The organism is Amycolatopsis sp., from assembly GCF_036008905.1.
In the GTDB taxonomy this organism is placed as follows: Bacteria; Actinomycetota; Actinomycetes; order Mycobacteriales; family Pseudonocardiaceae; genus Amycolatopsis.
Map to the genome: position 1 here is coordinate 1 of NZ_DASYMU010000036.1, position 23,171 is coordinate 23,171.

Consider the following 23,171-nt stretch of genomic DNA (forward strand, 5'->3'; position numbering starts at 1 on the left):
CGTGTCCTTCACCGCGCTGCAGGACGACAACTGGGGTGGCCCGGTGACCTACAGCGGTACCCGTACCTCTTACCTCGTCCGCAACGGGGTGGCCACGCCGTCCGCCCAGTACTCCTTCACCGGAGTCAGCCGGGACAGCGCGTGGGTGAACGGGAACCCCGCCACCTGCGCTTGATCCGCCCGGGCCTTGGGGGTTCGCCTCCACGGCCCGGCGTCATCGCTTGACAGCGGTCTCGGTCTTCTGATCGGGTCTTGCTGTCGTATTCGAGTCTTTCGCGTGAATGCGGGTGACGATGGTGAGTGGCGGAATCCGGGCGGCGGCACTTGCCGGATGCCTGGTCTTGGCTTTTGCCATGGGGTGCGGGCCGGCCCCGACTCCTGAGGACCGGCCGACCCCGGCGACTCCCGATAGCTGGGTGGGCACCTGGGGCGCGTCACCCGCCGGGGCCAAAGCCGGAACCGGCACCGGCTACGCGGGTTACTCGATTCGCAACGTGGTCCACACCAGTGTCGGGGGAACCTCCGCGCGGGTGCGGCTGTCCAACGCGTTCGGCGGGGTCCCGGTGCTCATGGGCCATGTCACCATCGCCGTCGCGGCGGGCGGTGAGACGGCCGACGCGGTGCCGGGCACCGTCCGGGAGCTGACCTTCGGCGGGCGTTCCTCGGTGAGTGTCCCGGCCGGTGGGAAAGTGAGCAGCGACGCGGTGGCGTCGGCGGTGCCGGCGGACGGCGACCTGCTCGTGACGACGTACACCCCGGAGCCGTCCGGGCCGGTCACCTACCACCCGATGGCGGCCGAGACCTCCTTCTACACCCGCGACGGCGACCACGCGATGGACACCGCGGGCGACGCCTACCACGAGCGCACGGATTCCTGGCACTACGTAAGCGAAGTCGCCGTGCTGGGTTCGGGCGCGACCGGTTCGGTGATCGCGTTCGGCGACTCCATCACCGACGGCCACTCCTCGACATCCGGCGCCGCCCACCGATGGCCCGACTTGTTGGCGGACCGGCTCAAGGAAGCACCCGGCGGTTCCCGTCGCGGTGTGCTCAACGCCGGCGTCAGCGCGAACCGATTGTTGCTGGGACAGGCCGATTCCGCCGGCCGCAGCGCGCTCACGCGGTTCGACGACGACGTGCTCGCCAGCACCGCACCGCGCACGGTGATCGTGCTCGAAGGCATCAACGACATTCTGCTGACCCCGCGGCAGACCGATCCCGCCCCGATCATCGACGCCTACCGCCGGCTCACCGAACGGGCTCGCGCGGCGGGACTGGCCGTCCTCGGCGGCACGCTCACCCCGTTCAAGGGTTCGGCCACCTCCGAACAGCTCGAAGCGACCCGCACCGCCGTCAACGACTTCATCCGGACCGGTGGCCTGTTCGACGCCGTCATCGATTTCGACGCCGCTGTCCGCGACAAGACCGATCCGGCGAAGCTCGCCCCGGAATTCGACTGCGGGGATCACCTGCACCCCAACGACGCCGGCTACCGGGCGATGGCGAACGCCGTCCCGGTGGACCGGCTTTGACCGGCCGTCACCCCTCCGGAGATGGCTGATCGGTTCCATCGGGTGTAAAGGTGATCACATGACTGAATCTCGCGTACCCGTGTCGGCGGCCGAAGTGTATGACGACCTGGGTGGGGCCTACGAAGAAGCATTCGGGCATCAGCCGTCGTCAGCCGCTCTCGACCATCTGGTGGAGGTGCTGCGTCCCGGGTCCAGGGTGCTGGACCTGGGATCGGGCACGGGATGGCCGGTCGCCGCGACCGTCGCCGCGGCCGGTCATGAGGTGATGGGTTACGACGTGTCGGAGACGATGGTCCGTCTCGCGCGTGAGCGGGTTCCGGCGGCCCGGTTCGACCGTGCCGACATGCGGACCTTGGATTTCACCCCGGGGACCTGGGACGCGGTCCTGGTGTTCTTCTCCATGCTGCAGCTCCCGCGACCGGAACAGGACGCGATGGTCGCGAAGGTGGCGGGGTGGCTCGCGCCCGGTGGTTATTGCGTGCTGGGGACGGTGCCCAGTGACATCGACGGAGTTACGGCGGAGTGGATGGGGCATTGGATTCAGGTGTACAGCTATTCGATTCCCGTTCTGCGTCAGCGATTCGAGGAGGCCGGCCTGCGGATCATGCGTGAGGACCTCGTCCACTTCGAGCCGAAAACACCGGACGCCGCCCCGGAACCGCAGGTGTATCTGACAGCTCGCAAACCCATCGACGGCTGAGTCACTCCTTGAGGCTGGTTTCCTTGACGCGCAAGGCGGGCGCCAGGAAGAAGACCGCCAACGTGAGCACGCCGGCTCCGGCGATGGCCCACTGCAGTCCGACCAGCTTGGTCAGCGCCCCGACGAACACGGGCTCGACGAGGAAGCCCAGATAGCCGCACGCGGCGACAGCGGCGATGGCGCGTCCCGGCGATTCGGGCTGTTTGCGTCCGGCGACGCTCCACGCGATCGGTACGATCCCGGCGACACCGAGGCCGACCACGGCGAAACCGATGATGGCCACGACCGGGACGGGCGCGGCGAACACCAGCGCGAAACCGAGCACGGCGACCGCGGTCACCACCTGGATGAACAGCACGGTGCCGATCCGCAGCACGATCCGGTCGGCGACCAGCCGCACCGCGATCATCGTGATCGAGAAAGCGAAGTAGCCCAGCGAAGCCAACGCGGCCGGCGCGGCGGTGACGTCGCTGAGGTACACCGCGCTCCAGCTGTTGACGGTGCCCTCGGCGAGGAACCCGCAGAACGCGATGATGCCCAGCGGGATCAGCGCACGGCTGGGGAGCGCGAACGCCGCTTCGCCCTGGCCGCGGTCGGCGCCGGTGAGGAACCTGGTGCCTGTCGCCCACAACGCGAGCAGGAGCAAAAGCGCGCCCGCACAGGAGAAGTGCACCGACAGCGGTACGTGCCAGGTCGCCATCAGCGCCGCCACCCCGGACCCGGCGAGCCCGCCGATGTTCCAGAACGCGTGGAACCCCGCGAAGATCGGGCGGCCGTACTCGTCCTCGACCCTGGCCGCGTGGGCGTTCATCGAGACGTCGAGCAGGCTGTTGCCGATCCCCACCACGACCAGCGCGCCGACGAACGGCGCGAACCCGGGCGCGAACGCGACCATCGGAAGCCCCGAGCAGATCACGACCGCGCCGATGACCACCCCCGACCGGCTGCCGATCTTGGCGATCAGCGGCCCGGCCACGAGCAACGCGACCACCGACCCCGCCGCCAGCCCGAACAGCCCGACCGCCAGCTGCCCGGTGCTCAGCCCCAGCCGCTCCTGCACGGCCGGTACCCGCGCGGCCCACGTCGCGAACGCCGCTCCGCACACCGCGAAGACCACCGAGACACCCACGCGCGCTTGCCGAAGCTCCCCAGCCATGGCCACACCGTACCTGCGGTTGATCTTGGGTATCACGAGATGTCGACATCACGTGATACCCCGCGTCCGCAACTACCGCCATCTGTCGACAGCTTTTATGGGGCCCTGGTGGGCCATCGTGAGCGGCGGAAAGTTTTCACTCCAGCTGGCGGGTCGCGCGGACTCTGCGAGAGAGGCACTTTGGTGAGAAAGCGCGCCGCGTCGTGACCCCAAAGCGGCGTTGGGGGCAGTGAGTGACCCCAACGCCGCATTGGGGTACTTCCCAGCCCACCCCACCGACGACAGCGGCGCCGCGACCTGGAAGTCGACTCCGGCCCACGCCAATTTTCACTACAGATGGCGAAGGTCGTTACCCCTGATCACGGCCTCGGTGTTTGATGAGCCTTGAGGAAAGGGGTGGCATGGAGGGTGCGCTGTACGACGAAATCGGCGTCGGTTACGCGCTCGGGAGGCGCACGGACCAGCGATGGCTGACACCTGTGCTCGCCGCGCTCGGCGGTGCGCGCACGGTGCTCGACGTCGGTGCCGGTACCGGATCCTACGAGCCCGCGGATCGGGCGGTTTACGCGGTGGAGCCGTCGTCGGAGATGATCCGTCAACGGCCGGGTGGTGCGGCGCCCGTGGTCCGGGCGGTGGCGGAAGCGCTTCCGGTGCGGGATTCCGCGGTCGAGGCGGTGCTGGCGGTACTCACCGTGCACCATTGGGCCGATTGGCGCCGAGGGCTCGCCGAACTGCGGCGAGTCGCGCCGTTGCGGGTGGTGCTTGCTTACGACACCCGGCGCCACGCGGAGTTCTGGCTCGTGCGTGAGTACGTCCCGGAGATCGCCCGGCTTGAGTTGTCACGGCCGTCCGCCGAACAGATTGCCGAGGAATTCGGTGCGCAGGTGGTTCTTTCGCTGCCGGTGCCGTGGGACTTCGCGGATGGGTCTTTCCGGCGCACTGGCGGCGTCCGGCCGCCTACCTCGACGAGCGGGTCCGTCGTTCGTGCTCGGCGTTTGCCCAGGCCCCGGCCGCCGCGGTCGAGCGGGGAATGCGGCGCTTGCGCACGGATCTGGCCAGTGGACGGTGGCAGCGTGAGCATGAGGAGTTGCTCGGTCTCGCGGAATGGGACGCCGGGTTTCGGTTGATCGTCTCCCGTGACTGACTCGCTCGCCGGTCAGCCGACCGCGAGGGTGACGACCCCCGAGACATAGCGCCCGCCTTTGACGTCGCCGTTGGGCACGAGCCGGGGCTGGGTCAGCGGAACGCCATCCTTCACAGTGGACACCAGCAGCTCCCGGCCGCCGACATAGGTTTCCGCGAGGGTGACGGCCGCGCCGTAGCCGTCCCCGCCGATCGCGACGACCGTGGTGTCCGGCAGTGGGAGGATCCCGGCGGCGAGCAGGACCAGGCTCAGCGGCGGTCCGGATTCCGTGTGGGTCTGCGGGGTCGTGCCCGCCAGGAACGTCGATGTCACGCGGCGCGCGGGGAGACGGGACAGCAGGGCCGCGGACAGCGTGACCGTCCGATGCGGACCGATCACCCGGATCGAGCCCGGTGCCACGGCGTCCGCACCGGCCGTGGACACGGCGACGCGGATGGCTGTCAGGCCGCTGATGCTCCGGGTCCGGGTGCGGTCGCCCGGCACGACGAGCTCGATCTCGCGCCCGGCGGTGGTGAGGACGGCCGGATGGTTCCCGAAATCGGGAGTGAGCTCACCCAGCGCGAAGGTCACCGACCGGTGGTGTTTCCCGGTCACCGTAAGGGAAACCCGCAACGCCGTGTTCTTGCCTGGCGGCAGGTTCGGGGTGGCCGCGGTGACGAGGTCGTCCAGGTCGGTTCCGGTCACCGTGCGCGGGCCGTGCCCGGGATTGGTGATCGGATAACCGGTCTGGGGCAACGCGGCGAGCTGGGCGGCGGTGTAGCTCGCGGGGGAGGCGACGGCGCCGGTGATCGAGACCGTGCCGGTGTCCGCCGCCGTCGCCGTGCCGGACAACGCGAGGAGCAGCGCGCCGGTCAGGACCGCTGTTCGGGCAAACCTGCGCATGGACTCTCCTCCGTTCGCCGCTTTCGGTGTTATGGCGTGACGAACCCGACCTTGCCCAGCTCCTGCTTCCCGGCCGCACCAAGCACGAAATCGGTGAACTCCTTCGCCAGCGCCGCCTGCGGAGCGTCCTTCACCACCGCGATCGGGTAGTCGTTGACCGCCCCCGACGCCTCCGGGAAGTCCACCTTGTCGACCTTGCCCGCCGCCGACGTCGCATCCGTCACATACACCAGCCCCGCGTCGGCGTCACCGGACTGCACCTTCGCCAGCACCGCCTTGACGTCCTGCTCCTGACTCGCCGGCTTCAGCGTGACGCTGGTGCTCTTCTCCACCTTCTGCTCAGCGGCACCACACGGCACCTGCGGCGCGCACACCACCACGATCACGCCGTCCTTCGCCAGGTCCGCGAAAGACTTGATGCCCTTCGGGTTGCCCTTGGGCACCGCGATCGTCAACGTGTTCTTCGCGAACACCGTCGGCTGACCGTCGACCAGCCCGGCTTTGGTGGCTTTGTCCATGTTCGCCTGATCCGCCGACGCGAACACATCGGCCTTCGCGCCCTGCGTGATCTGCTGCACCAGCGCCGAGGACCCCGCGAAGTTGTACTTCACGTCCACCCCGGGATGCGACGCCTCGAACTGCTTCTCCAACGCCCCGAACGACTCCGTCAGCGACGCCGCCGCGAACACCGTCAACGTCCTCGACTCCGGCGCAGCCGAGCTGCTCGGCGCGGAACCGGAGTTCGTGTCCGAACCACACGCCGTCGTCACCAGTGCGACAGCGGCTACGGCGACCAGGATCTTCTTCATCGAACTCCTTCAGACAGGCAGGGCGCACCCACGAGGGTCCGCAGATGCGGTTCCGATCAGGAATCCTAACCGATTCCACGGATCACACCAGGTGTGTCCCGCCTGTTATGCGTTGTCGGGCTCGGTGACTTCTTCGTCGGTGAGAGGCCTCGGCAGGCGCGGTAGGCGGTGTTCGTGTCGCTGGTCCACGAGATGTCGACATCACGTGATCTCTTAGTTTCTGAGAGATCGCCATCTGTCGACAGATGGCGGAGGTCGTTTCATGCGCCTTGCCGTCCCCGCTCGACGCGGCAACCCCGTGCCGCGTACAGCACCAGCCCGCCGACGCCGAGCCCGTAGGCGATCAGCGACGCCGTGAGGTCGTTTCCGGTTGGCCGCCGCAGGCCGCGAGGGACAGGACCGCGATCGCGGCCGCCGCGTACCTGAACCGGAACAGTGAGGTGGTGGTCATGCCGGGAAAGACGGGCGAACGCGCCGGGAAGTTGACTGGCCGGGTACTCAACCTTTTGCGCGCCTGGCTCGTCTGAGGGGATATGTATCCAGGTTGGGCCCGGTATGGCCAGGGGTGACGCCGAGTTCGTCGCGTTCGTCGAGGCGTTCTCGGCCCGCCTGCTGCACGCCGCCTATCTGCTCACCGGCGACCGGCACCAGGCCGAGGACGACGTGCAGACCGCGCTGGTGCGCACCTACGCGTCCTGGTCGGGGATCCAGCGCAAGGACCCGTTCGCCTACACCCGCAAGGTGCTCGCCAACCACGTCATCGACCGCTGGCGCCGCCCGATCCGGGAGAATGCGGGCGAACTGCCCGAACGGGCGGTGGGCGACGATTTCGTCGACGGCGTCGCCGCGCACGAATGGCTGATGCGGGCGCTGGCCGGATTGAGCGCGCGGGAACGTGCGATCGTGGTGCTGCGGCACTACTGGGATCTGTCCGAAGTGGACGTCGCCGCCGAGCTCAAGGTTTCGGTCGGCACGGTGAAAAGCACCAACTCGCGGGCGTCGGCCAAGATCCGTGTCGCCGTCGAGCCGGAGACGTCCACGGTGGGACCACGATCATGACCGATCTCGAAGCGCTGCGCTCCGCGCTCACCGCGGTTCCGGCAGGACAGTTCGGCAAGGTCGACGTGGACCGGATCATGGAACTCGGCGCGCGGAAACGCGCCCATCGGCGGATGGGCGTCGTCGGCGGCGCGCTGACCGCCGTCGTCGCCTTGACGGGCACGGTTTTCGGCGTCGCCCAACTGCGGGAGGGACCGCCGCCGTCCCTTGCCGTCGCCTCGCCGGAAACGGTCATCACCACCCCGGCGTCGCCTCCCGGGATCGTCGTGACCACCGGTGCCAGTGATCCCGGCGGCGAGATCGTGCTGGTGCTCCAGCAAGGGACCTCGTCCGGCACCGTCGCCTACGGGCTGTCCCTTGAGCACCGGGACGCATCAGGCCGGGTTACCGAGGACACTACGACGGGCCTGCGCGCGGCGTCCCCGGGTTTCCACGCGCTCACCGCCGGCAGGCCGGGACGCGATCTGCCGCTCTACGGCTACTACGCCGGCCCGGCTCGGCGGATCACCGCGCAGGTCCACGACCTGACTGTGACCGCTCAGGCAGCCGTGCTGCCCGGCTTGGATGTCACGGTGTTCTGGTTTCCCACCAGGCACACCGACCTTTTCGGCGACGCGCCCTGGGTCCCGCTCTACGCCTACGACGCGAACGGGCTCCGCATCGGTTCGTAAGGGTAGCAACGTGACAGCCGGCGCCGCTCTGCTCGGGGCGTGCGGCACCACCGACTGCGCCCCCTCATAACGTTCTTGAGCGCACCGGCGGGCCCTCCTAGCCACGAGATGTCGACATGACGTGATACCCCGCGTCCGCAACTACCGCCATCTGTCGACAGATGGCAAAGGTCGTTCAGGACCTCCCACGACATGCCACGTTTGCTTTGCCTATAGAACACTTGTTGCCACTCACGACTCCACCTGACCAGCGGAAACGTGCGGCAGGGGCCTGTCAGTGCTGTGTCCGCACTTCGCATTTCCAGACACCGGAAGCGGATTCCTCGCAGCTGACGTAGTGGGTGTCCGCGTCGGACTTGCTGCGGCGCCAGGGCATGGTCGCCTTGCCCGCGAGCAACGCCTCGATCGTCTGGACCTCCTGATCGCGCGGCTCCGGGTGGTGCTCGTAGGACGCGCGCCCGAGGGCCAAGGCGACCGACATGGCGAGGAGGTTGAGTTCGTTGGGCAGCTCGGGGGTGGTCGAACCGGCGGTGGGTTCAAGACGCACGCCCTCGCCGGGGACCTCGACCACCTGAGCGGTGTACTTGCTGGTCATGAGCCGGATTCCCTTCACCGAACGGATGTCTTCTGGTTCGCGACGCCCAGCGTAAGCCGTTCCCGCCCGCCCGCCCGCAGCCGTAGCGAGCACTCACGCCCGGGCGAACTTGTCGAGCGAGTCGCGGATCCGGTCGAGCATGGCCGCGCTGCCGGTGTGCCCGGAGTCGTCGATGACGGCCAGTTCCGCGTCCGGCCACGCGTTGGCCAGCTCCCACGCGGTATTGAGCGGGCAGCTGAGGTCGAGCCCGCCGTGGATCAGAACCCCGGGGATCCCGGCCAGGCGTCCCGCGTCCCGCAGCAGCGCGCCCTCGTCCAGCCAGGCCGCGTGGGCGAAGTAGTGCGTGCAGATGCGGACGATCGCCAGCCGGTCCGCGAGCGGGCGGCCGCCGAAGGCGTTCGACGTCTCGCCCGGTTCCTGCGCGATCACCGCGTCTTCCCAGGCGCACCAGGCATTCGCAGCCCTGATCCGGACCTCCGGATCGGGGTCTTCCATGAGCCGTGCGTAGGCGGCGGGGAGGTTGCCGTCGGACTCGCCGGCGCTGTCGCGGAACCGGGCCCACTGCTCGGGGAGGAAGCGCCCCGCGCCCTCGTAGAGCCAGCCGATTTCCGTGCGGCGGCTGGTCGTGACCCCGGCGACGACGATCTCCGACACCCGGTGCGGGTGCCGCTCGGCGTAGGCGAGGAGCAGGGTGGAGCCCCAGGATCCGCCGTAGAGCAGCCATCGGGGAACGCCGAGGTGCTCGCGTAGCCGTTCCATGTCGGCGAGCAGGTGTTCGGTGGTGTTGTGGCTCATGTCGGTCTCGGGGTCGCTCGCGTGCGGGGTGCTGCGACCGCAGCCGCGCTGGTCGAACAGGATGAGCCGGTAGCGGTCGGGGTCGAAGTACCGGCGCCGGACGGGCAGGGCTCCCCAGCCGGGACCGCCGTGGACGAACAGCGCGGGCTTGCCGTCGGGGTTGCCGGAAACCTCCCAGTAGACATGGTTTCCGGTGCCGACGTCGAGCAGGCCGTGGTCGTACGGCTCGATCGGCGGATACAGCTCGGTCATGCCGGGTCCCTTCGCCGTCCTGATGTAATAGTGCTGTTATATCAGGCGAGGAGGAGCGCGGCGTCCCACGGGACGGTGCCGGGCGCGGCGAAATGGGCCAAGGCCAGCGCGGTCCCGGCGGCGCCTTCGAGAAGACCGGCCCGATCCTGGCCGTGGTAGCGGAAACCGAACGGGGCGCCGTCATCGAAGTGCGTCAAGACGTCCGCCGCGAGGATCGGCAGGTGGGCCAGCAGCGTGGGGTCGTCGCTGTCGGCGGCCATCTGCCCGGTGATGTGGAGCAGCCCGGCGGCGCCGTGGCAGAGGGAGGCGTCGATGAACCGGCGCTCGTGTCGCGGCCGCGCCAGCAGCGCCCGCATCGAGTTCACCGCGAGATCGGTCCAAGCACGCTCCGCCAGCGCGAAACCGGCGAGCTGCAGGGCACGCGCGACCCCCGGCGTGCCGTCGCACCACCCCGCCAGCGCCGGCGAGGCCGTCCCGTCGAAGGCGACGTGCCGGGGCCAGCGCGGGCCGAGTCCGGCCAGCCACCACGCCATCGCCTCGATGGTCAGGTGCTGGTCCGCCACGATGATGCCCCGATGGGTGGCGAGCGAGAGCAACGCCAGCGGCCCGGCGACACCGTGCGCGAGCCCGACGCCGAAATGCCCGTGGGGGAAGGCTTCTTCCGGTTCACCGGACGGTCCACTCGCGACCCACCAGCCCGGAACCTCCCTTCCCTGAACCGAATGCGGGTGTGCCAACGAAACCAAGGCGGTGAGTACCGCGCGCAGCTCGTCTTCGCGTCCGGCGGCCAGCAGATAACGGCCGAGTCCGGTGAGCCCGGTGACCGTGTCGTAAGCCCGGTAGTTCTCGCGCCGCAAGGCTTTCTCGGTGAGGGCGTCGACCGCGCGCACGGCGGTGTCGGCGGCGGTGTCACGCAAGGAGCGGTAGTCACCATCGGAGGTCGCGGCAAGCTGAGCGGCGAAGGCCAAGGCGACGTCCCCGCCGAAGAGCCCGTTGTACCCTGTGCTCGTCCGCCCGTGCGTCGCCGCGGCGAGATGGGCGTGGGCGTGTTGCCTCATGTCCGGCAGGCTCGCGAAGAGCACGGCGACCCCGGGGTGGCCTTCGCCCAGCCCGGTGGCCGACCAGGTGCAGGCGGTTTCGCGGACTCGCGCCGGGTCCGCGAGACGACCGGCGACGAGTTCCGCCACCTCGGCCGCCCGGCGCCGCACATCCACCGGGGTCATCCCGCCCACGCCTGCCGATTGCCGTCGGTGACGGTGGGGCGGAACAGCTCTTCAGAAGCCATGAAACCTACTGGGAATTCGGGTTCCTCCGGACGGCGCCGACCCGCACGACTCTATTTCCGCCGCCGACGGGTTCGCCATCGAACGAGCGGCCTCTGGCAAATGAGGCATGAATCGGTGCGCGTTGTGCCAGGCGTGAGTCGCCGCCGTCCCGTTGAGCGGAATCAGGTCGCCGAGCCGACGAGCCGGTAGCCGGCCTCGCGCAGGGTATCGGTCGTCGTGCGAATCCGCCTTTTCCGTGATCGCTCGGCACGTCGTGTACGTGCCGGTGCGACGTTCTCACCGGCACGTACACAAAAAATGGACGCCGAGTGCACGAATCAGGTCTCGGTCAGTTCGGCTTGACGGTGACCGACTGGCCCGGGCGCAGGCTGATCTTCTTGCGCCAGCCACCCGCGCGGAGTTCGGTGTCTGTCCCGCCGACACTGCGGACGACGGCCTGCGTGACCTTCCCCGACTTCCAGCTCAGGTCCACTTCGAACCCGCCGCGTGCGCCGATTCCGGTCACCTGTCCCGAGTCCGCCCACGCCTTCGGCAGCGCCGGGAGGAACTCGATGACCCCGGGGCGGGAGTACAGCAGCATTTCGAGCATCGCGGCCGGGGCGCCGAGGTTGGCGTCGATCTGGAAGATCGTGTAACTGCCCTGGCTGTACATGTCGAAGAAGTTCGCCGAGGTGCCGTTTCCGTTGCTGACCGAGGGCTTCAGGACGTTCTTCAGCAGTTCGTAGGCGCGTTCGCCGTCCTTGAGCCGCGCCCAGCACAGCGCCCGCCACGCGCACGCCCAGCCGAAGCTGTCCATGCCGCGCGCGATCAGGAGCTGGCGGATGCCTTCGATGAGCGCCGGGGCGGCGGTATCGGTGGCGATGCGGTCACCGGGGAAGAACCCGACCAGCGGCGAGAGGTGCCGGTGGGTGGTCTCGCCGAGGTTGTCCGGCGACATCCATTCCTGCAGCCAGCCCGTTTTCGGGCTCACCTCGGGCAGGTGCAGCTTGGCCTGCAGGCCCGCGATCGTGTCGCCGTAAGGCTTGTCCTTGGCCAGCAACGCCGTCGCCGCGCGGTAGTGCTCGAAGAGGTCCCACACGATTTCCTGCGAGTAGGTGTTGCCCTTGCTGTCCTGCGGGCCGTGCTCGGGCGACCAGTCGCCGTCGTCGACGAGCACGTCCCGGCCGTTGTGGCTGATGGTGATCAGCCGCGACTCCCAGAACTCGCAGGCGCCCTTGAGGATCGGGTAGATCTTCGCCAGGAACGCCTTGTCCTGAGTGAATTCGTAGTGCTCCCACAGGGAGTTGCACAGCCAGGCGTTGCCGCCGGGGTGCCACCACCAGCCCTGCCCGCCGTGGATGTTGGTCGAGAACGCGACGGCCCAGCCGCCGATCTTCCCGGTGGAGTTGCGGAAACGGTTGCGCGAATCGTTGAACAGGCGCTGGGTGATATCGGACCACGACGAAAGCTGCGACACGAGGTAGTCGGCGAGCGCGTCGAAGCACTGGGCGAGCCCGGCGCGGTCGGCCAGCCAGTAGTTCATCTGGATGTTGATGTCAGTGTGGTAGTCGCCCATCCAGTCGGGCGTGTTGTTGCTCAGCCACAGGCCCTGCAGGCCCATCGGGAGGCTGTTCCGCGAACCGGTGATGGTCAGGTAGCGGCCGAACTGCAGGTAGCTGGCCTCGAGTTCGGGGTCGGGCTGGGTGGGGTTGGTGAAGCGCACGGCGATCCGGGACCACGAGTCCAGCGACCGCTGGGTCTGGTTGGAGCGCCCGAGGTCGATGGTCATCCGGTTGTAGAGCGCGTGGTAGTCGGCCACGTGCGTGGCGAGCAGGGTGTTCCCGGCGACGGCCGCCGCGGTGCCGGCCTTCGTCTTGGCGATGGCCAGCGGGTCGCTGCCAGGGGCGCGGAAGCCGGTCGTGGCGTCGGGGGAGTAGTTCGTCCCGCCGCTGACGACGATCACGACCTCCTTACAGCCGGAGAAACTGACCTGCGTGCCGGTGACCTTCACCGTGCCGGTGCTGCTCGACGCGGTGATCGTCGCCGCGTACTTGAGGCCGTTGTCGAACGCGGCGGAGAAGGCGTTGTCGGCGATCTTCTCGTCGTGCGTGCCCTCCAGCGACACCGTGCCGGTGTACGAGCCGCCGCCGCGCTGGGTCAGGCGGATGACCACCACGTCGTCGGGGTGGCTCGCGTAGACCTCACGCTGGTACCGCACACCGCGGTGGTCGTAGCTCGCCGACACCACGCCATTGCTGAGGTCGAGCTGGCGGCGGTAGCCGCTGATCGCGGACGCCGCGTGCGCGGGAACGGCGATCCGGACCTTGGCGAGCAGGTTGAAGCTGCCGAAATGCACGCGCTCGTAAGGGAACTGGCCGTCCCCTTCGAGCTCGGTGTTGCGATCCCCGGTCCATAGCGACGCGTCGGTGACGTACAGGAAATCCGACATGGCATTCCCGCCGACGAGCGCGCCCAGCCTGCCGTTCCCGACGGGCAGGCCCTGCTCGATGATCCGGTTCTCGTCGGCGGGCGTCGGGTACCAGAGCGTCGAAGCCTGCCCTTCCGGGACGAGCGTGACGTCCAGAGGTCTGATGACTTCGGCGTGGGCGGTGAACGTGGGCAGTCCGCTGAGGGCGAAACCCGCCCCCACAGCACCACCGAGCTTGAGGAAGTTTCGGCGAGAGGGCGAGGAAGAGGTGTTCGTCATAAGGGCGAGTCCGTTCGGTGACTACAGTGGCAACCGGCCGTGAACCGCCCAAACATAGGATGTATGTTTCCCGCTCGTCAACCGACGATCGGGGCTGGTTATTTTTCCCCGCCCCGATCTCTCAGTGGCCAAGAGATCGCCACCTGTCGACAGATGGCGAAGGCGCACGGCACTAGCCTGGGTTTGCGGTGACGACGCCGGGGCGGGAGTGTTCGTGCATGCTGGTCGACGAGCTCGCCGGGGTTCTCCCGGCGGACAGGATCGTTCGCGATCCGGACGCGAGGTCGAGCGGCTGGCGGTCGTCGAGCCCGGGGTCGTCAACGACGATCTGCGCGCGGCCTGTGCCGAGCGGGGGCTCTGGTATCCGCCGGATCCGGCCAGCTCACCGTGGTCGACGCTCGGCGGGAACGTCGCGACCAACGCCGGCGGGCTGTGCTGCGTGAAGTACGGCGTCACCCGCGATTACGTGCTGGGCATGCAGGTCGTCACCGGGACGGGCGAGCTGGTGCGGCTCGGCCGCCGGACCGCGAAGGGGGTAGCGGGCTACGACCTCGCCGGGCTGATGGTCGGTTCCGAGGGCACGCTGGGGGTGATCACCGAAATCACCGTGCGGCTGCGGGCACAACGCGCGCCGGAACGGACCGTCGCGGGCTACTTCTCTTCGACAGTCGCGGCCGGAGTGGCGGCCGCGGAGATCGCGGCGGCCGGGATCGTGCCGTCCGCACTCGAGCTGATCGACAAACACTGCCTCGCGGCGGTGGACGCGTGGAAGAACATGGGCCTGTCGGCCGACGCCGAGGTCGTCCTGCTCGGCCGGAGTGACGCGCCGGGCGCGGCGGGCGAGGTCGAAGCGGCGACCATGTTGTCCTGCTTCGAAAAAGCGGGCGCGACCTGGGCGGCGCAGTCGTCGGACCAGGCGGAGGCGGACGCGCTGTTCGAGGCGCGGCGGTTGGCGTATCCGGCGCTGGAGCGGCTCGGCCCGGTACTGACCGAAGACGTTTGCGTGCCGGCTTTCCGGGTCCCGGAGATGCTCGCGCGCATCGACCGGACGGCCCGGCGGCACGACGTCGTGATCGCGAACATCGCCCATATCGGCGATGGGAACCTGCACCCGCTGCTGATCACCCCGCCCGGTGACGACGCCGCGCGGGCCCGCGCGCAGCTGGCCTTCGACGAGATCATCGCCGACGCGCTCGACCTCGGCGGCACGGTGACCGGCGAGCATGGCGTCGGGCTGCTCAAACGCGACGGGCTGCGGCAGGAACTGGGCCCGGTCGTGCTGGACCTGCACCAGGCGGTCAAAGCGGCGCTCGATCCGCACGGAATCTTCAATCCCGGCAAGGTGATCCCCGAAAGGATGGCCCGAGTATGCGAGTGACCGCCAATTCCCGCACGTCGCCCCCGTGGTCCGACGTGCCCGCTAGGCCCGTCCATGAGATCTTGGGCCTGTGACGCGCGACACAGGAAGCCGAGAACCCATCCCGCGATCGCGGCGTCTTGCCTGAGGTGGCGGAACCGGACGAAGCGCAGGTCGTCCGCCGCACGGCGAAGGGGGACAAGGCGATGCGTGCTGTCGAGGCCGCGGAGGTCGCACCGGCGACCTATGCGTGGAAGATCAAGGCGGAAGGGCTGAAGGTCCGGGTCGGCAGGCGAAAGCTGGCCGTGAACGGCGTCGACTTCGAACTGGGGCCGGGGGTCCACGGGCTGCTCGGCCCGAACGGGGCGGGGAAGACCACGCTGATCCGGGCGCTGGCGACGGTGCTCCGGCCGGCGGAAGGCGGGCTGGCGCTGCTCGGTGAGCCTGTCGGGGGGCGCGTCGACCAGCGCCGCCTGCGCCGCCGGATCGGTTACCTGCCACAGACTTTCGGGTACTACAGGCGATTCACGGTCCGCGAGTTCGTCGAGTACATCGCGTGGCTCAAGGAAGTGTCCAAAGAGGACATCCCCGGTGAGGTCCAGCGCGCGATCGAACGGGTCGGCCTGGCCGATCGCGCGGGTGACCAGCTGAAGACCCTGTCCGGCGGGATGCTGCGGCGGGTCGGGATCGCCCAGGCGATCGTGAACGATCCGGACATCCTCCTGCTGGACGAGCCCACCGCCGGGCTGGATCCCGCGCAGCGCGTGCGGTTCCGCGAGCTCATGGCCGAGCTGGGCCGGGACGCGTGCATCGTCATCTCGACGCATCTCGTCGAGGACGTCGCCACCGCGTGCACCGACGTCATCCTCTTCGACGAAGGAAGGCTTGTGTTCCAAGGAACTCCGGACGCATTGGCCGCGGCCGGCGGCCCGGAGCACGTCGGCGACAGCCCGATCGAACGCGGCTACTCCGCGCTGCTGGGCCACGACTCGGGGAAGGGGAACTGGTGAACGCGCGCATCCTGCGGATCGAACTCCGCCGGACCATCGCGCCATGGGCCGCGCTCGTGAGCCTGGTCGTCGCGCTCGGTTTCCTGTATTCCTTCTCCGGTCCGTGGACGAAGGAACTGCTCGCATGGAACGAACAGTGGACGCTCGCCGCGTACTGGACCCGGTTCCTGCTGGTGTTCCTGTGGCCGATCGCGATCGGTGCCGGCGTCATCGGGGGCATGCGCGACAGCCGATCCGGCATGGTCGAACTCCTGACGACGATGTCGCGTCCGGGCCTGCACCGGGCGACGAAACTCGCCGTCGCGCTGGGTGGCCTGCTGGCGCTGAGCTACCTGGTGGTCTTCGCTGTCGGCGCGGTCCAGGCAATGCTGAACGGCGGGTTCTTCTCGTTCGCCTGGCTGCCGATCGTGCTGGTCGGCGTGCTCTCGCTGATCGCGGGCGCCTGGATCGGACTCGGCGTCGGCAGGCTGCTGCCCCATCCGCTGACCGCGCCCGCGCTGGCTGTGCCGGTGTTCGCCGCGGTGCTCGTGTTCCCGAGCGTGCCGGCTCCCGAAATCATGTTCGAGGGGCCCGTCCCGCTTCGAGTCGGGCTGCTGTCGCCCGCTTTCCATGTCGTCGACGACCCGTTCCTCATCACCGCGGGCCGGGTCGACCTCGGCCAGTCGATCTGGCTGGCCGGGCTGGCCATCACGGGACTCCTGTTGCTGGCGGCGGGATCCAGGCGGGCGAAGGCGCTCGCGGCCGTTCCCCTGGTGGTGGCACTCGCGGTCGCGCTGCCCGTCCTGCCCGCCACCTCGGCCGAGAGCAAGAGCGTCGATCCGGTCGCGATCGAGCAGGTGTGCGATGGCCCGGTCTGTGTCACGCGGATGAATGAAGCCCAACTCGCCCGGATCGCGGGGCCGGCGAAGGAAGCGTTGCAGCTCTTGGGAACGTTGCCGGGCGCCCCGGTCAAGGTCGTGGAGCTGGACCGGCGGCTGGGGCTCGACGAGGTGCCGCCGCGCGCCGCCGACGCCGTGATCGCCGATCTCAGGGACTGGTCCCTGCGCTTGTCCACCGAGACGGGTGACGTGAAGCGGGCTTTGCTCGCCGGTGCCGGCACGCCGTCGTGCTTCGGCTACCTAGGCGGTCCGTCTCTGGACGAACGCACTGCCAGGACGATCGCGGCAGCCTGGTTCCTCGGCGACCTGAAACCGTTGAAGTTCAGCGGCTGGGTCAACAAGGAGTATGCCGCGTCGACCGAACGGCTATGGGCGACGTTCAGGGCCCTGCCGGAAGGGGAACAGCGGACGCGGATCATCGCGCTGCGACAGGCCGGCTTGACCTGTCAGGGAAACCAGCTCGACATCCTCGTCGGCGGAGGCGCTCGGTAAGAGCCGGGATCGCGGAGCCGGAGGCTTCGTGAGGGTCTTACTACATCGATGCGCGTCAGGAATCCGACGTCCTACGACTGTGTTCGGCGCTGGCACCATCACGCGCATGAGCCAGACCGGACCAGTGGCGGTGCCCGAGTGGCGGGACTTCCCGCGCGGCTACAGCGAAGACTATCTTCAGCGCCTTGATGGTTGCCGCTGGGCAGGCCGTCGTGAGTGGCTACGAGTGCTAGAACACTCGTAGCCACTCACGAGCCACCCATCCAAGCCGCGCCTGCATCGGCTGTCGCCAGGGCCTACTTCAGGCCGTTGGCGATGGCCTCGATGATCTTCGGGCGGATTTCGGCGGCGCTGATGATGGCGTCGACCGAGCCGACCTCGACGGCCCGCTGGATGTTGTGCACGGCGTCGAACTCCGCCGCCACCTCACCCAGCTTCTCCGTCCGCACCGCGCCGCGGACTTCGGCGAGTTGCGCGGCCAGGGGAGCGCGTTCCGCACCGCTCGTCTCGGCGACGCGGGCTTCGAGGTCGCTGACGCGGGGGTCGTTCTTCGTGCGCTTGTTGACCTCGCCCACGAAGACCACCGCCGCGGCCGGCGCGCCACCGAGGACCGACGCGAACGAGCCCTCGACGGCGAGCACCGTCATGTTCGGGTTGAGCGCCTTGGAGAACACGACGAACGCGCCACCGTGGTACCGCGAGATCACGACGAACACGATCGGGCCCTCGAAGTTGACGATGGCCCGGCCGATCTCGGCGCCGTACTCCAGCTGCAGCTTCCGCATCGACTCCGGCGAGCCGTCGAACCCCGAGAGGTTCGCCAGTACCACCAGCGGCCGGTTCGCGCTGGCCGCGTTGATCGCCCGCGCGGCCTTCTTCGCCGAGCGCGGGAACAGCGTGCCCGCGGTGTAGGTGTCGGGACCGTCGTTGGGCGGGAAACCCCGCCGCGGCACCGCGCGCGACTCGATCCCGAGCAGGCACACCGGCCAGCCGCCGAGGTGCACGTCCTGCACGACGGCGGTGTCGGCGTCGGCCATCCCGGCCCAGCGCTCCAAGATCTCGTGGTCCTGGTCGGACACCGCCTTCATCACCGAGCGGATGTCGAACGCCTTCTTGCGGTCCTTGTTGGTGAGCGGCGAGAAGATCTCGCCGACCGTGGTGAAGTCGCTGCCCGCCCCGGCGTGCGGGTAGTCCGAGACGTCCCGGTCGACCGGGTCGGTGGTGACGGCCTTGCGCGGCGTCGCCTCGCCCGGCGCGATGTAGGCGTGGTCGTAGTACGCCATCAGGATGTCGCGGGCGGCCAAGAGGTTCGGCGCCCAGTACTGTGCCTGGCCGTTCGGGCCCATGATGCGGTCGTAGCCGCCGATGCCGTAGTTGTCCTCGGCCGACACACTGCCGGAGAAGTCGAGCGACTGCTTACCGGTCAGCACCATCGCCGAATCCGGGGTCATCACGAGGATTCCCTTGGTGTGCATGAGCATCGTGGCTTCAGCGTTCCAGTACGGCTGCGCGCCGACGTTGATGCCCGCGGAGACGATGTTGATCTCGCCGCCGTCCTGGGTGAAGGTGATGATCCGCTTGAGCGCGGCCGCCACCCAGTCCATGTTCTCGGTGCCCGACTCCATCGAGATCCGGGCGCCCGCCGACAGCGCGAACCACTCCAGCGGCACCTTCATCTGCTCGGCCAGGTCGAGCGCGGCGATGACCCGCGCGCACTCCGGCTCGGACAGCGCGCCGAGCGACTTCGTCGGGTCGCCCAGCAGGATCACCCGCTGGACGCCTTCCGGATAACGCTCTGTCGGCGTGCTGACGACACCGGCGACGATGGCGGCGGAGTTCTTGCCCCGCGGGCGATCCGTCGCGGCCAGCGCACCGCTTTCGTCGAAGTCGTACTCGACGAACGAACCCCGCGAGCCGGTCAGCATGCCCGTCAGCTCGTACGGGTACACCGTGCCGCGACGGGCCGACGTCAGGACCTTCTGGCGATAGTCGTCGAGCGGTTCGATGATCTCCAGCGACGGCTCTTCGACCCTGAGCCGCACGCCGGTACCGGCGTCGTAGCCGATCCGCACGGCGATGTCGGTCAGCTCGCCGGTCTCACGATCCCGTTGGCGCCCAAGGAAAAGCACCTCTTCGAGGCCCGCGTCCGCCGTCGTCGGCAGCACGCGCCGGGCGACGTCGTTGAGCTCGTCCATGGTGAGCTCGCTCGGCGGCCAGATGTAGACCAGGATCCGGTTGGTGTCGAACCGTTTGCGCGCCGGCCGCCGTGCCTGCACGCTGCGGATCGAGTCGAGGCAGGTGGCGAGGGTGTCCTCCACCGCGGGCAGCGACACGAGCCTGCCGTCGTTGTCCCGCAACGGGGTCAGGTCGCGGACCTGCGCCAGCGCGACGAGCCGTTCGTCGCTCGGGTTCTTCGGCGCGACGCATTTGAACAGGTACACCTCTTCGTCCGACGACCGCAGCCGCGTGAGGTCGAAGTTGCGCAGCCGCTCCAGCTGCATCCGCTGCGCGATGAGCGGGTGCAGCCCGCGGATCAGGCGCTCTTCGGCGAAGCCGGTCGACGACGGCCGGAAGGTGAAGTGGTGGTGCATGACCGCACCGCGACGGCCGGCGACCGTCGTGGTGATCCGGCGGACCTGGCTCGGCAGCTGCTGTGTCGCGAGGACTTCGCGCAACGCCGCCGCCAGCGCGTCGGGGTCGTCGGGCTGGTCGGTCCAGGTGAGGTAGACGTCGGCGACCAGGTCGCCACCGTCGGCGAGCCCGCCGAGGGCGTGGACGGCTTCACCCAGCGAGGAGAAGTCGACCGCGGTCGACGCCACGCGCGACTGGCCTTCGCTGCCCTTGTGGTCGGCGACGACGAACGTGCAGTTCGTCAGCCTGTCGACGCGGAGGTTCTCCAGCGACCGGTTGCCGTAGTAGCGGCGGGTGAGCACCTCCAGCAGCGTCGCCGGGTCGGCGCCGGGCCGGGCGATCTGCTGTCCGAGCAGCCGGACGAGCGGCTCGGCGACGGCGACCATCGCGGCGATCCGCTCGGGGCGGTCAGCGGCGTCGGGGTGTTCGGCGAGGTACCTGGCGTGCGTGCGCACCCGGGTGTAGTCCTCCGCGCGGCCGCGCCGCAGCAGCGGCTGCGCGAACCAGCGGAACACGACCCCGCGGGCGATGTCGGAAACCGCCGGGAACCGTAGCTGCGTGGCGGCGACGAGATGCTCCAGCGCCAGCCCGGCGGGTTCGCGCGACGCACCGCTCGGCGGTGCCTCGACGAGCCATTGCCGCAGCAGGGTGTTCACCACGGTGACGTCGGACGCCGCGCGCTGCTGGGCGAGGAAGATCCGGAAGACCGCTTCCTCCAGCTCGGGCGTGCGCTCCAGGTCGGTAACGCCGTAGTGCCCGAGCGCGCGGGAAAGGCGCTCCTGGAACAGTTCCGGCAGCCCGGCGCGCTTGACGTCGAGGCTGTGCAGGTAGGTGTGGAAGTACTCGCGCGGGCTGTGGACCGCGGTGTTGCCGATCGGCTCGTCACTGCTGGCCCGGTTGCGGCTCAGCTCGGACAGGTCGGCGAACACCTGGAGCAGCTCGATCTCGCCGTCGAGCGGACGCTGTCCGGCCTCGGCCAGTTCGGCACGTGCGGCGAGGTACTGCTTCAGGACGCGGCGCTCGTCATGCGGGTCCAGGTCGTAGCCGAGAAGCAGGCTGCGCAGGCTCTCCTGACCGTGGACGGCCCTGTCACCAGGCTTGACGTCGACGAGCTCGGGGGGCAGAGCCAGCTCGCTGGCGCTTCCACCCTTCCCCGTTTCCGCGGCGGCGGGCGCCTCGGCATCGATGTCGCCGAGCGGCTCGAGCCGTAGCAGCGGGGCGCCGGTGTCGACCTGGCTGCCCACGGTGACCGCGGATTCCCGCAGGATGGCGCGGAACGGCGCACGCAGCACCGTCTCCATCTTCATGCTTTCCAGCACGAGCAGCGGCGCACCGGCCTCGACCTCGTCACCGACCTGCAGCGGGGTCGCGACGACCAGCGCGGGCGCGGGCGAGCGCACGACGCCGCCTTCGTCGCGGCTGACGCGGTGCGTGACGCCGTCGACCTCGACCAGGTGGATCGGGCCGTGCGTGCCGGTGACCAGGCGGAACCGCTGACCGTTGACGGTGATCTGCCCGGTGTGCCGATCGAACCGCTCGACGCCGACGTCGGCCGTCTGGAGCTCGGTGGCCGCGCCCGAGACGCCGACGCGGAACTGCTGCGGCCCGACACGCGAGACCTGCACCTTGTAGCCGGCGCCGCGGAGCTTGAGCTCCAGCGTGCGGCCGCTTTCGTGCTGGACCTGCGGCCGGCCGCCGTGCGCGGTGGTCAGAAGCCGTTGCCGGGCAATGCCTTCTTCGTCCTCGTAGGCTTCGATGGCGGCCGCGGCCAGCGCGATCGCGGAGTGCCGGTGGGTGACGAGCCTGCCTTCGGCGCGGACCCGGTCGATCCAGCCGGTGTCGGCGGAACCGTCGAGCACCTCGGGCTGGTCGAGCAGGTCGAGCACGAAGCTCTTGTTGGTCGCGCCGCCCTCGATGATGACCGTGGTTTCGGTCATCGCGCGGCGAAGCCGGCTCAGTGCCTCTTCGCGGTCGCGGCCGAAGGCGATGATCTTGGCGATCATCGAGTCGAAGTCGGCCGGGATGGAGTCGCCTTCGCTGACGCCGGTGTCGACCCGGATACCGGGGCCGCTCGGGAGGACGAGCCGGACGATCTTGCCGGGGGAGGGCGCGAAGTCGCGGTCGGGGTCTTCGGCGTTGAGCCGCGCTTCGATGGCGTGACCGGCTTCGGCGGGCGCGGTGCCTTCGAGCTTGCCGCCCGCGGCGACGTGCAGCTGCGCCTTCACCAGGTCGACGTCGGTGGTGATCTCGGTGATCGGGTGCTCGACCTGCAGTCGCGTGTTGACCTCGAGGAAGGCGAACAGCTTCTCACCGGGGTGGTACAGGAACTCCACGGTGCCCGCGCCGCGGTAGTCCACGGCCAATGCGAGCTGCTCGGCCGAGGTCTTGAGCTCCTGGACCTGCTCCGGGCTCAGTACCGGCGACGCCGATTCTTCGATGACCTTCTGGTTGCGCCGCTGGATCGAGCAGTCGCGGACACCGAGCGCCCACGCGATGCCCTGGCCGTCGGCGATCACCTGGACCTCGACGTGCCGGGCGCCGGTGACCAGCCGCTCGAGGAAGACGACACCGCTGCCGAAGGCGCGCTCGGCCTCCATGCGGGTGCGCTCGTAGGCGTCGGTCAGCTCGTCGGCGGAGGTGATGACCCGGATCCCGCGGCCGCCACCGCCCGCGGTCGCCTTCAGCATCAGCGGGTAGCCGATCTCGTCGGCCGCCTTGATCGCGGCGTCGAGGTTCTCGACCGCGCCGCGGCTCCACGGCGCCACCGGGACGCCGACCTCTTCGGCGATCAGCTTCGAGCCGATCTTGTCACCGAGCTTGCGCATCGCGTCGGCGCTCGGGCCGACGAAAGCGACGCCGAGCTTCTCGCAGAGCTCCGCGAACGCCGGGTCCTCGGCGACGAAACCCCAGCCGACCCAGGCGGCGTCGGCACCGGTTTCCACCAGCGCGCGCTCGAGGACGGCGTGGTCGAGATAGGGACGGGCGGACGCCGGGCCGAGGTAGTAGCCGAGGTCGGCCTCGCGGACGAAGGTGGCCGTCCGATCGGCGTCGGTGTAGAGGGCGACGGTCTCGATCCGCGTCCCGGTCTCGGTGGCGAGCTCCCGGACGGCGTGGATCAGCCGCATCGCGGCTTCTCCACGGTTGACGATTGCGACACGACTGAACACCGGGTGAGCCTCCTGCTTTTCGGGCGTACCGGGCGCGCTGTCGCCCCGGACCTGTACATATTCTCGTCT

At 69.2% G+C, this 23,171-nt stretch carries 16 protein-coding genes and 1 pseudogene; 9 read left to right on the forward strand and 8 right to left on the reverse strand.

What is annotated here, in order from left to right; genetic code table 11:
- The first annotated feature begins 416 nt into the window (after positions 1 to 416).
- Both VGP60_RS06620 and VGP60_RS06625 read left to right on the forward strand, forming a co-directional pair.
- Positions 417 to 1,532 (forward strand): SGNH/GDSL hydrolase family protein, encoded by a 1,116-nt coding sequence (locus tag VGP60_RS06620; RefSeq protein WP_327546976.1) that lies wholly within the window; start codon positions 417 to 419, stop codon positions 1,530 to 1,532.
- A 58-nt stretch (positions 1,533 to 1,590) separates the two neighbouring features.
- Positions 1,591 to 2,232, forward strand: a complete 642-nt coding sequence (locus VGP60_RS06625) for a class I SAM-dependent methyltransferase (protein ID WP_327546977.1) — start codon at positions 1,591 to 1,593, stop codon at positions 2,230 to 2,232.
- Between the two features lies 1 nt (position 2,233).
- On the opposite strand, the gene VGP60_RS06630 is transcribed toward VGP60_RS06625, so the two are convergent.
- Entirely contained in the window at positions 2,234 to 3,388 is a 1,155-nt protein-coding gene (locus VGP60_RS06630; RefSeq protein ID WP_327546978.1) for an MFS transporter, read from the reverse strand.
- A 401-nt stretch (positions 3,389 to 3,789) separates the two neighbouring features.
- Between VGP60_RS06630 and VGP60_RS06635 the strand changes: the two are divergent.
- Positions 3,790 to 4,532, forward strand: a pseudogene (locus VGP60_RS06635) (class I SAM-dependent methyltransferase).
- A gap of 12 nt (positions 4,533 to 4,544) precedes the next feature.
- Here the strand turns inward: VGP60_RS06635 and VGP60_RS06640 are convergent.
- Positions 4,545 to 5,414, reverse strand: a complete 870-nt coding sequence (locus VGP60_RS06640) for a hypothetical protein (RefSeq protein WP_327546979.1) — start codon at positions 5,412 to 5,414, stop codon at positions 4,545 to 4,547.
- A gap of 29 nt (positions 5,415 to 5,443) precedes the next feature.
- A complete protein-coding gene (gene modA / locus VGP60_RS06645; RefSeq protein ID WP_327546980.1) occupies positions 5,444 to 6,223 on the reverse strand; it encodes a molybdate ABC transporter substrate-binding protein in 780 nt (259 codons plus the stop codon).
- A gap of 245 nt (positions 6,224 to 6,468) precedes the next feature.
- Here modA and VGP60_RS06650 point away from each other — a divergent pair, with 245 nt between their 5' ends.
- The 3 genes from VGP60_RS06650 to VGP60_RS06660 are packed head-to-tail and all read left to right on the forward strand — an operon-like array spanning position 6,469 to position 7,953.
- The gene (locus tag VGP60_RS06650) at positions 6,469 to 6,750 is read left to right on the forward strand and encodes a hypothetical protein (RefSeq protein WP_327546981.1); all 282 of its coding nucleotides are present in this window, start codon (positions 6,469 to 6,471) and stop codon (positions 6,748 to 6,750) included.
- Between the two features lie 28 nt (positions 6,751 to 6,778).
- The gene (locus VGP60_RS06655) at positions 6,779 to 7,282 is read left to right on the forward strand and encodes a SigE family RNA polymerase sigma factor (RefSeq protein ID WP_327546982.1); all 504 of its coding nucleotides are present in this window, start codon (positions 6,779 to 6,781) and stop codon (positions 7,280 to 7,282) included.
- Positions 7,279 to 7,953, forward strand: coding sequence for a hypothetical protein (locus VGP60_RS06660; protein WP_327546983.1), 675 nt, complete (start codon positions 7,279 to 7,281; stop codon positions 7,951 to 7,953). Before VGP60_RS06655 ends, VGP60_RS06660 begins: the two co-directional genes overlap by 4 nt.
- 274 nt (positions 7,954 to 8,227) lie before the next feature.
- Here the strand turns inward: VGP60_RS06660 and VGP60_RS06665 are convergent, their stop codons facing one another.
- The 4 genes from VGP60_RS06665 to VGP60_RS06680 all read right to left on the reverse strand — a co-directional run bounded on the left by VGP60_RS06665 (position 8,228) and on the right by VGP60_RS06680 (position 13,567).
- On the reverse strand, positions 8,228 to 8,548 hold the full coding sequence (locus VGP60_RS06665; RefSeq protein WP_327546984.1) for a hypothetical protein: 321 nt from the start codon (positions 8,546 to 8,548) through the stop codon (positions 8,228 to 8,230).
- A 93-nt stretch (positions 8,549 to 8,641) separates the two neighbouring features.
- The gene (gene pip / locus VGP60_RS06670; protein ID WP_327546985.1) at positions 8,642 to 9,595 is read right to left on the reverse strand and encodes a prolyl aminopeptidase; all 954 of its coding nucleotides are present in this window, start codon (positions 9,593 to 9,595) and stop codon (positions 8,642 to 8,644) included.
- A gap of 41 nt (positions 9,596 to 9,636) precedes the next feature.
- Positions 9,637 to 10,818: a lanthionine synthetase C family protein gene (locus tag VGP60_RS06675; protein ID WP_327546986.1), complete on the reverse strand. Its 1,182-nt coding sequence runs from the start codon at positions 10,816 to 10,818 to the stop codon at positions 9,637 to 9,639.
- Positions 10,819 to 11,209: 391 nt separating this feature from the next.
- A complete protein-coding gene (locus VGP60_RS06680) occupies positions 11,210 to 13,567 on the reverse strand; it encodes a glycosyl hydrolase family 95 catalytic domain-containing protein (RefSeq protein ID WP_327546987.1) in 2,358 nt (785 codons plus the stop codon).
- Positions 13,568 to 13,781: 214 nt separating this feature from the next.
- Here VGP60_RS06680 and VGP60_RS06685 point away from each other — a divergent pair, with 214 nt between their 5' ends.
- The 3 genes from VGP60_RS06685 (at position 13,782) to VGP60_RS06695 (ending at position 17,304) form a co-directional block, all read left to right on the forward strand.
- Positions 13,782 to 14,945, forward strand: a complete 1,164-nt coding sequence (locus VGP60_RS06685) for an FAD-binding oxidoreductase (RefSeq protein WP_327546988.1) — start codon at positions 13,782 to 13,784, stop codon at positions 14,943 to 14,945.
- Between the two features lie 185 nt (positions 14,946 to 15,130).
- Positions 15,131 to 15,934: an ABC transporter ATP-binding protein gene (locus VGP60_RS06690; RefSeq protein ID WP_327547081.1), complete on the forward strand. Its 804-nt coding sequence runs from the start codon at positions 15,131 to 15,133 to the stop codon at positions 15,932 to 15,934.
- The gene (locus VGP60_RS06695; RefSeq protein ID WP_327546989.1) at positions 15,931 to 17,304 is read left to right on the forward strand and encodes a hypothetical protein; all 1,374 of its coding nucleotides are present in this window, start codon (positions 15,931 to 15,933) and stop codon (positions 17,302 to 17,304) included. The genes VGP60_RS06690 and VGP60_RS06695 overlap by 4 nt, the downstream gene beginning before the upstream one ends.
- 296 nt (positions 17,305 to 17,600) lie before the next feature.
- Here VGP60_RS06695 and VGP60_RS06700 read toward each other — a convergent pair whose 3' ends face one another.
- Positions 17,601 to 23,102: a carboxyl transferase domain-containing protein gene (locus VGP60_RS06700; protein ID WP_327546990.1), complete on the reverse strand. Its 5,502-nt coding sequence runs from the start codon at positions 23,100 to 23,102 to the stop codon at positions 17,601 to 17,603.
- Between the last annotated feature and the right edge of the window lie 69 nt (positions 23,103 to 23,171).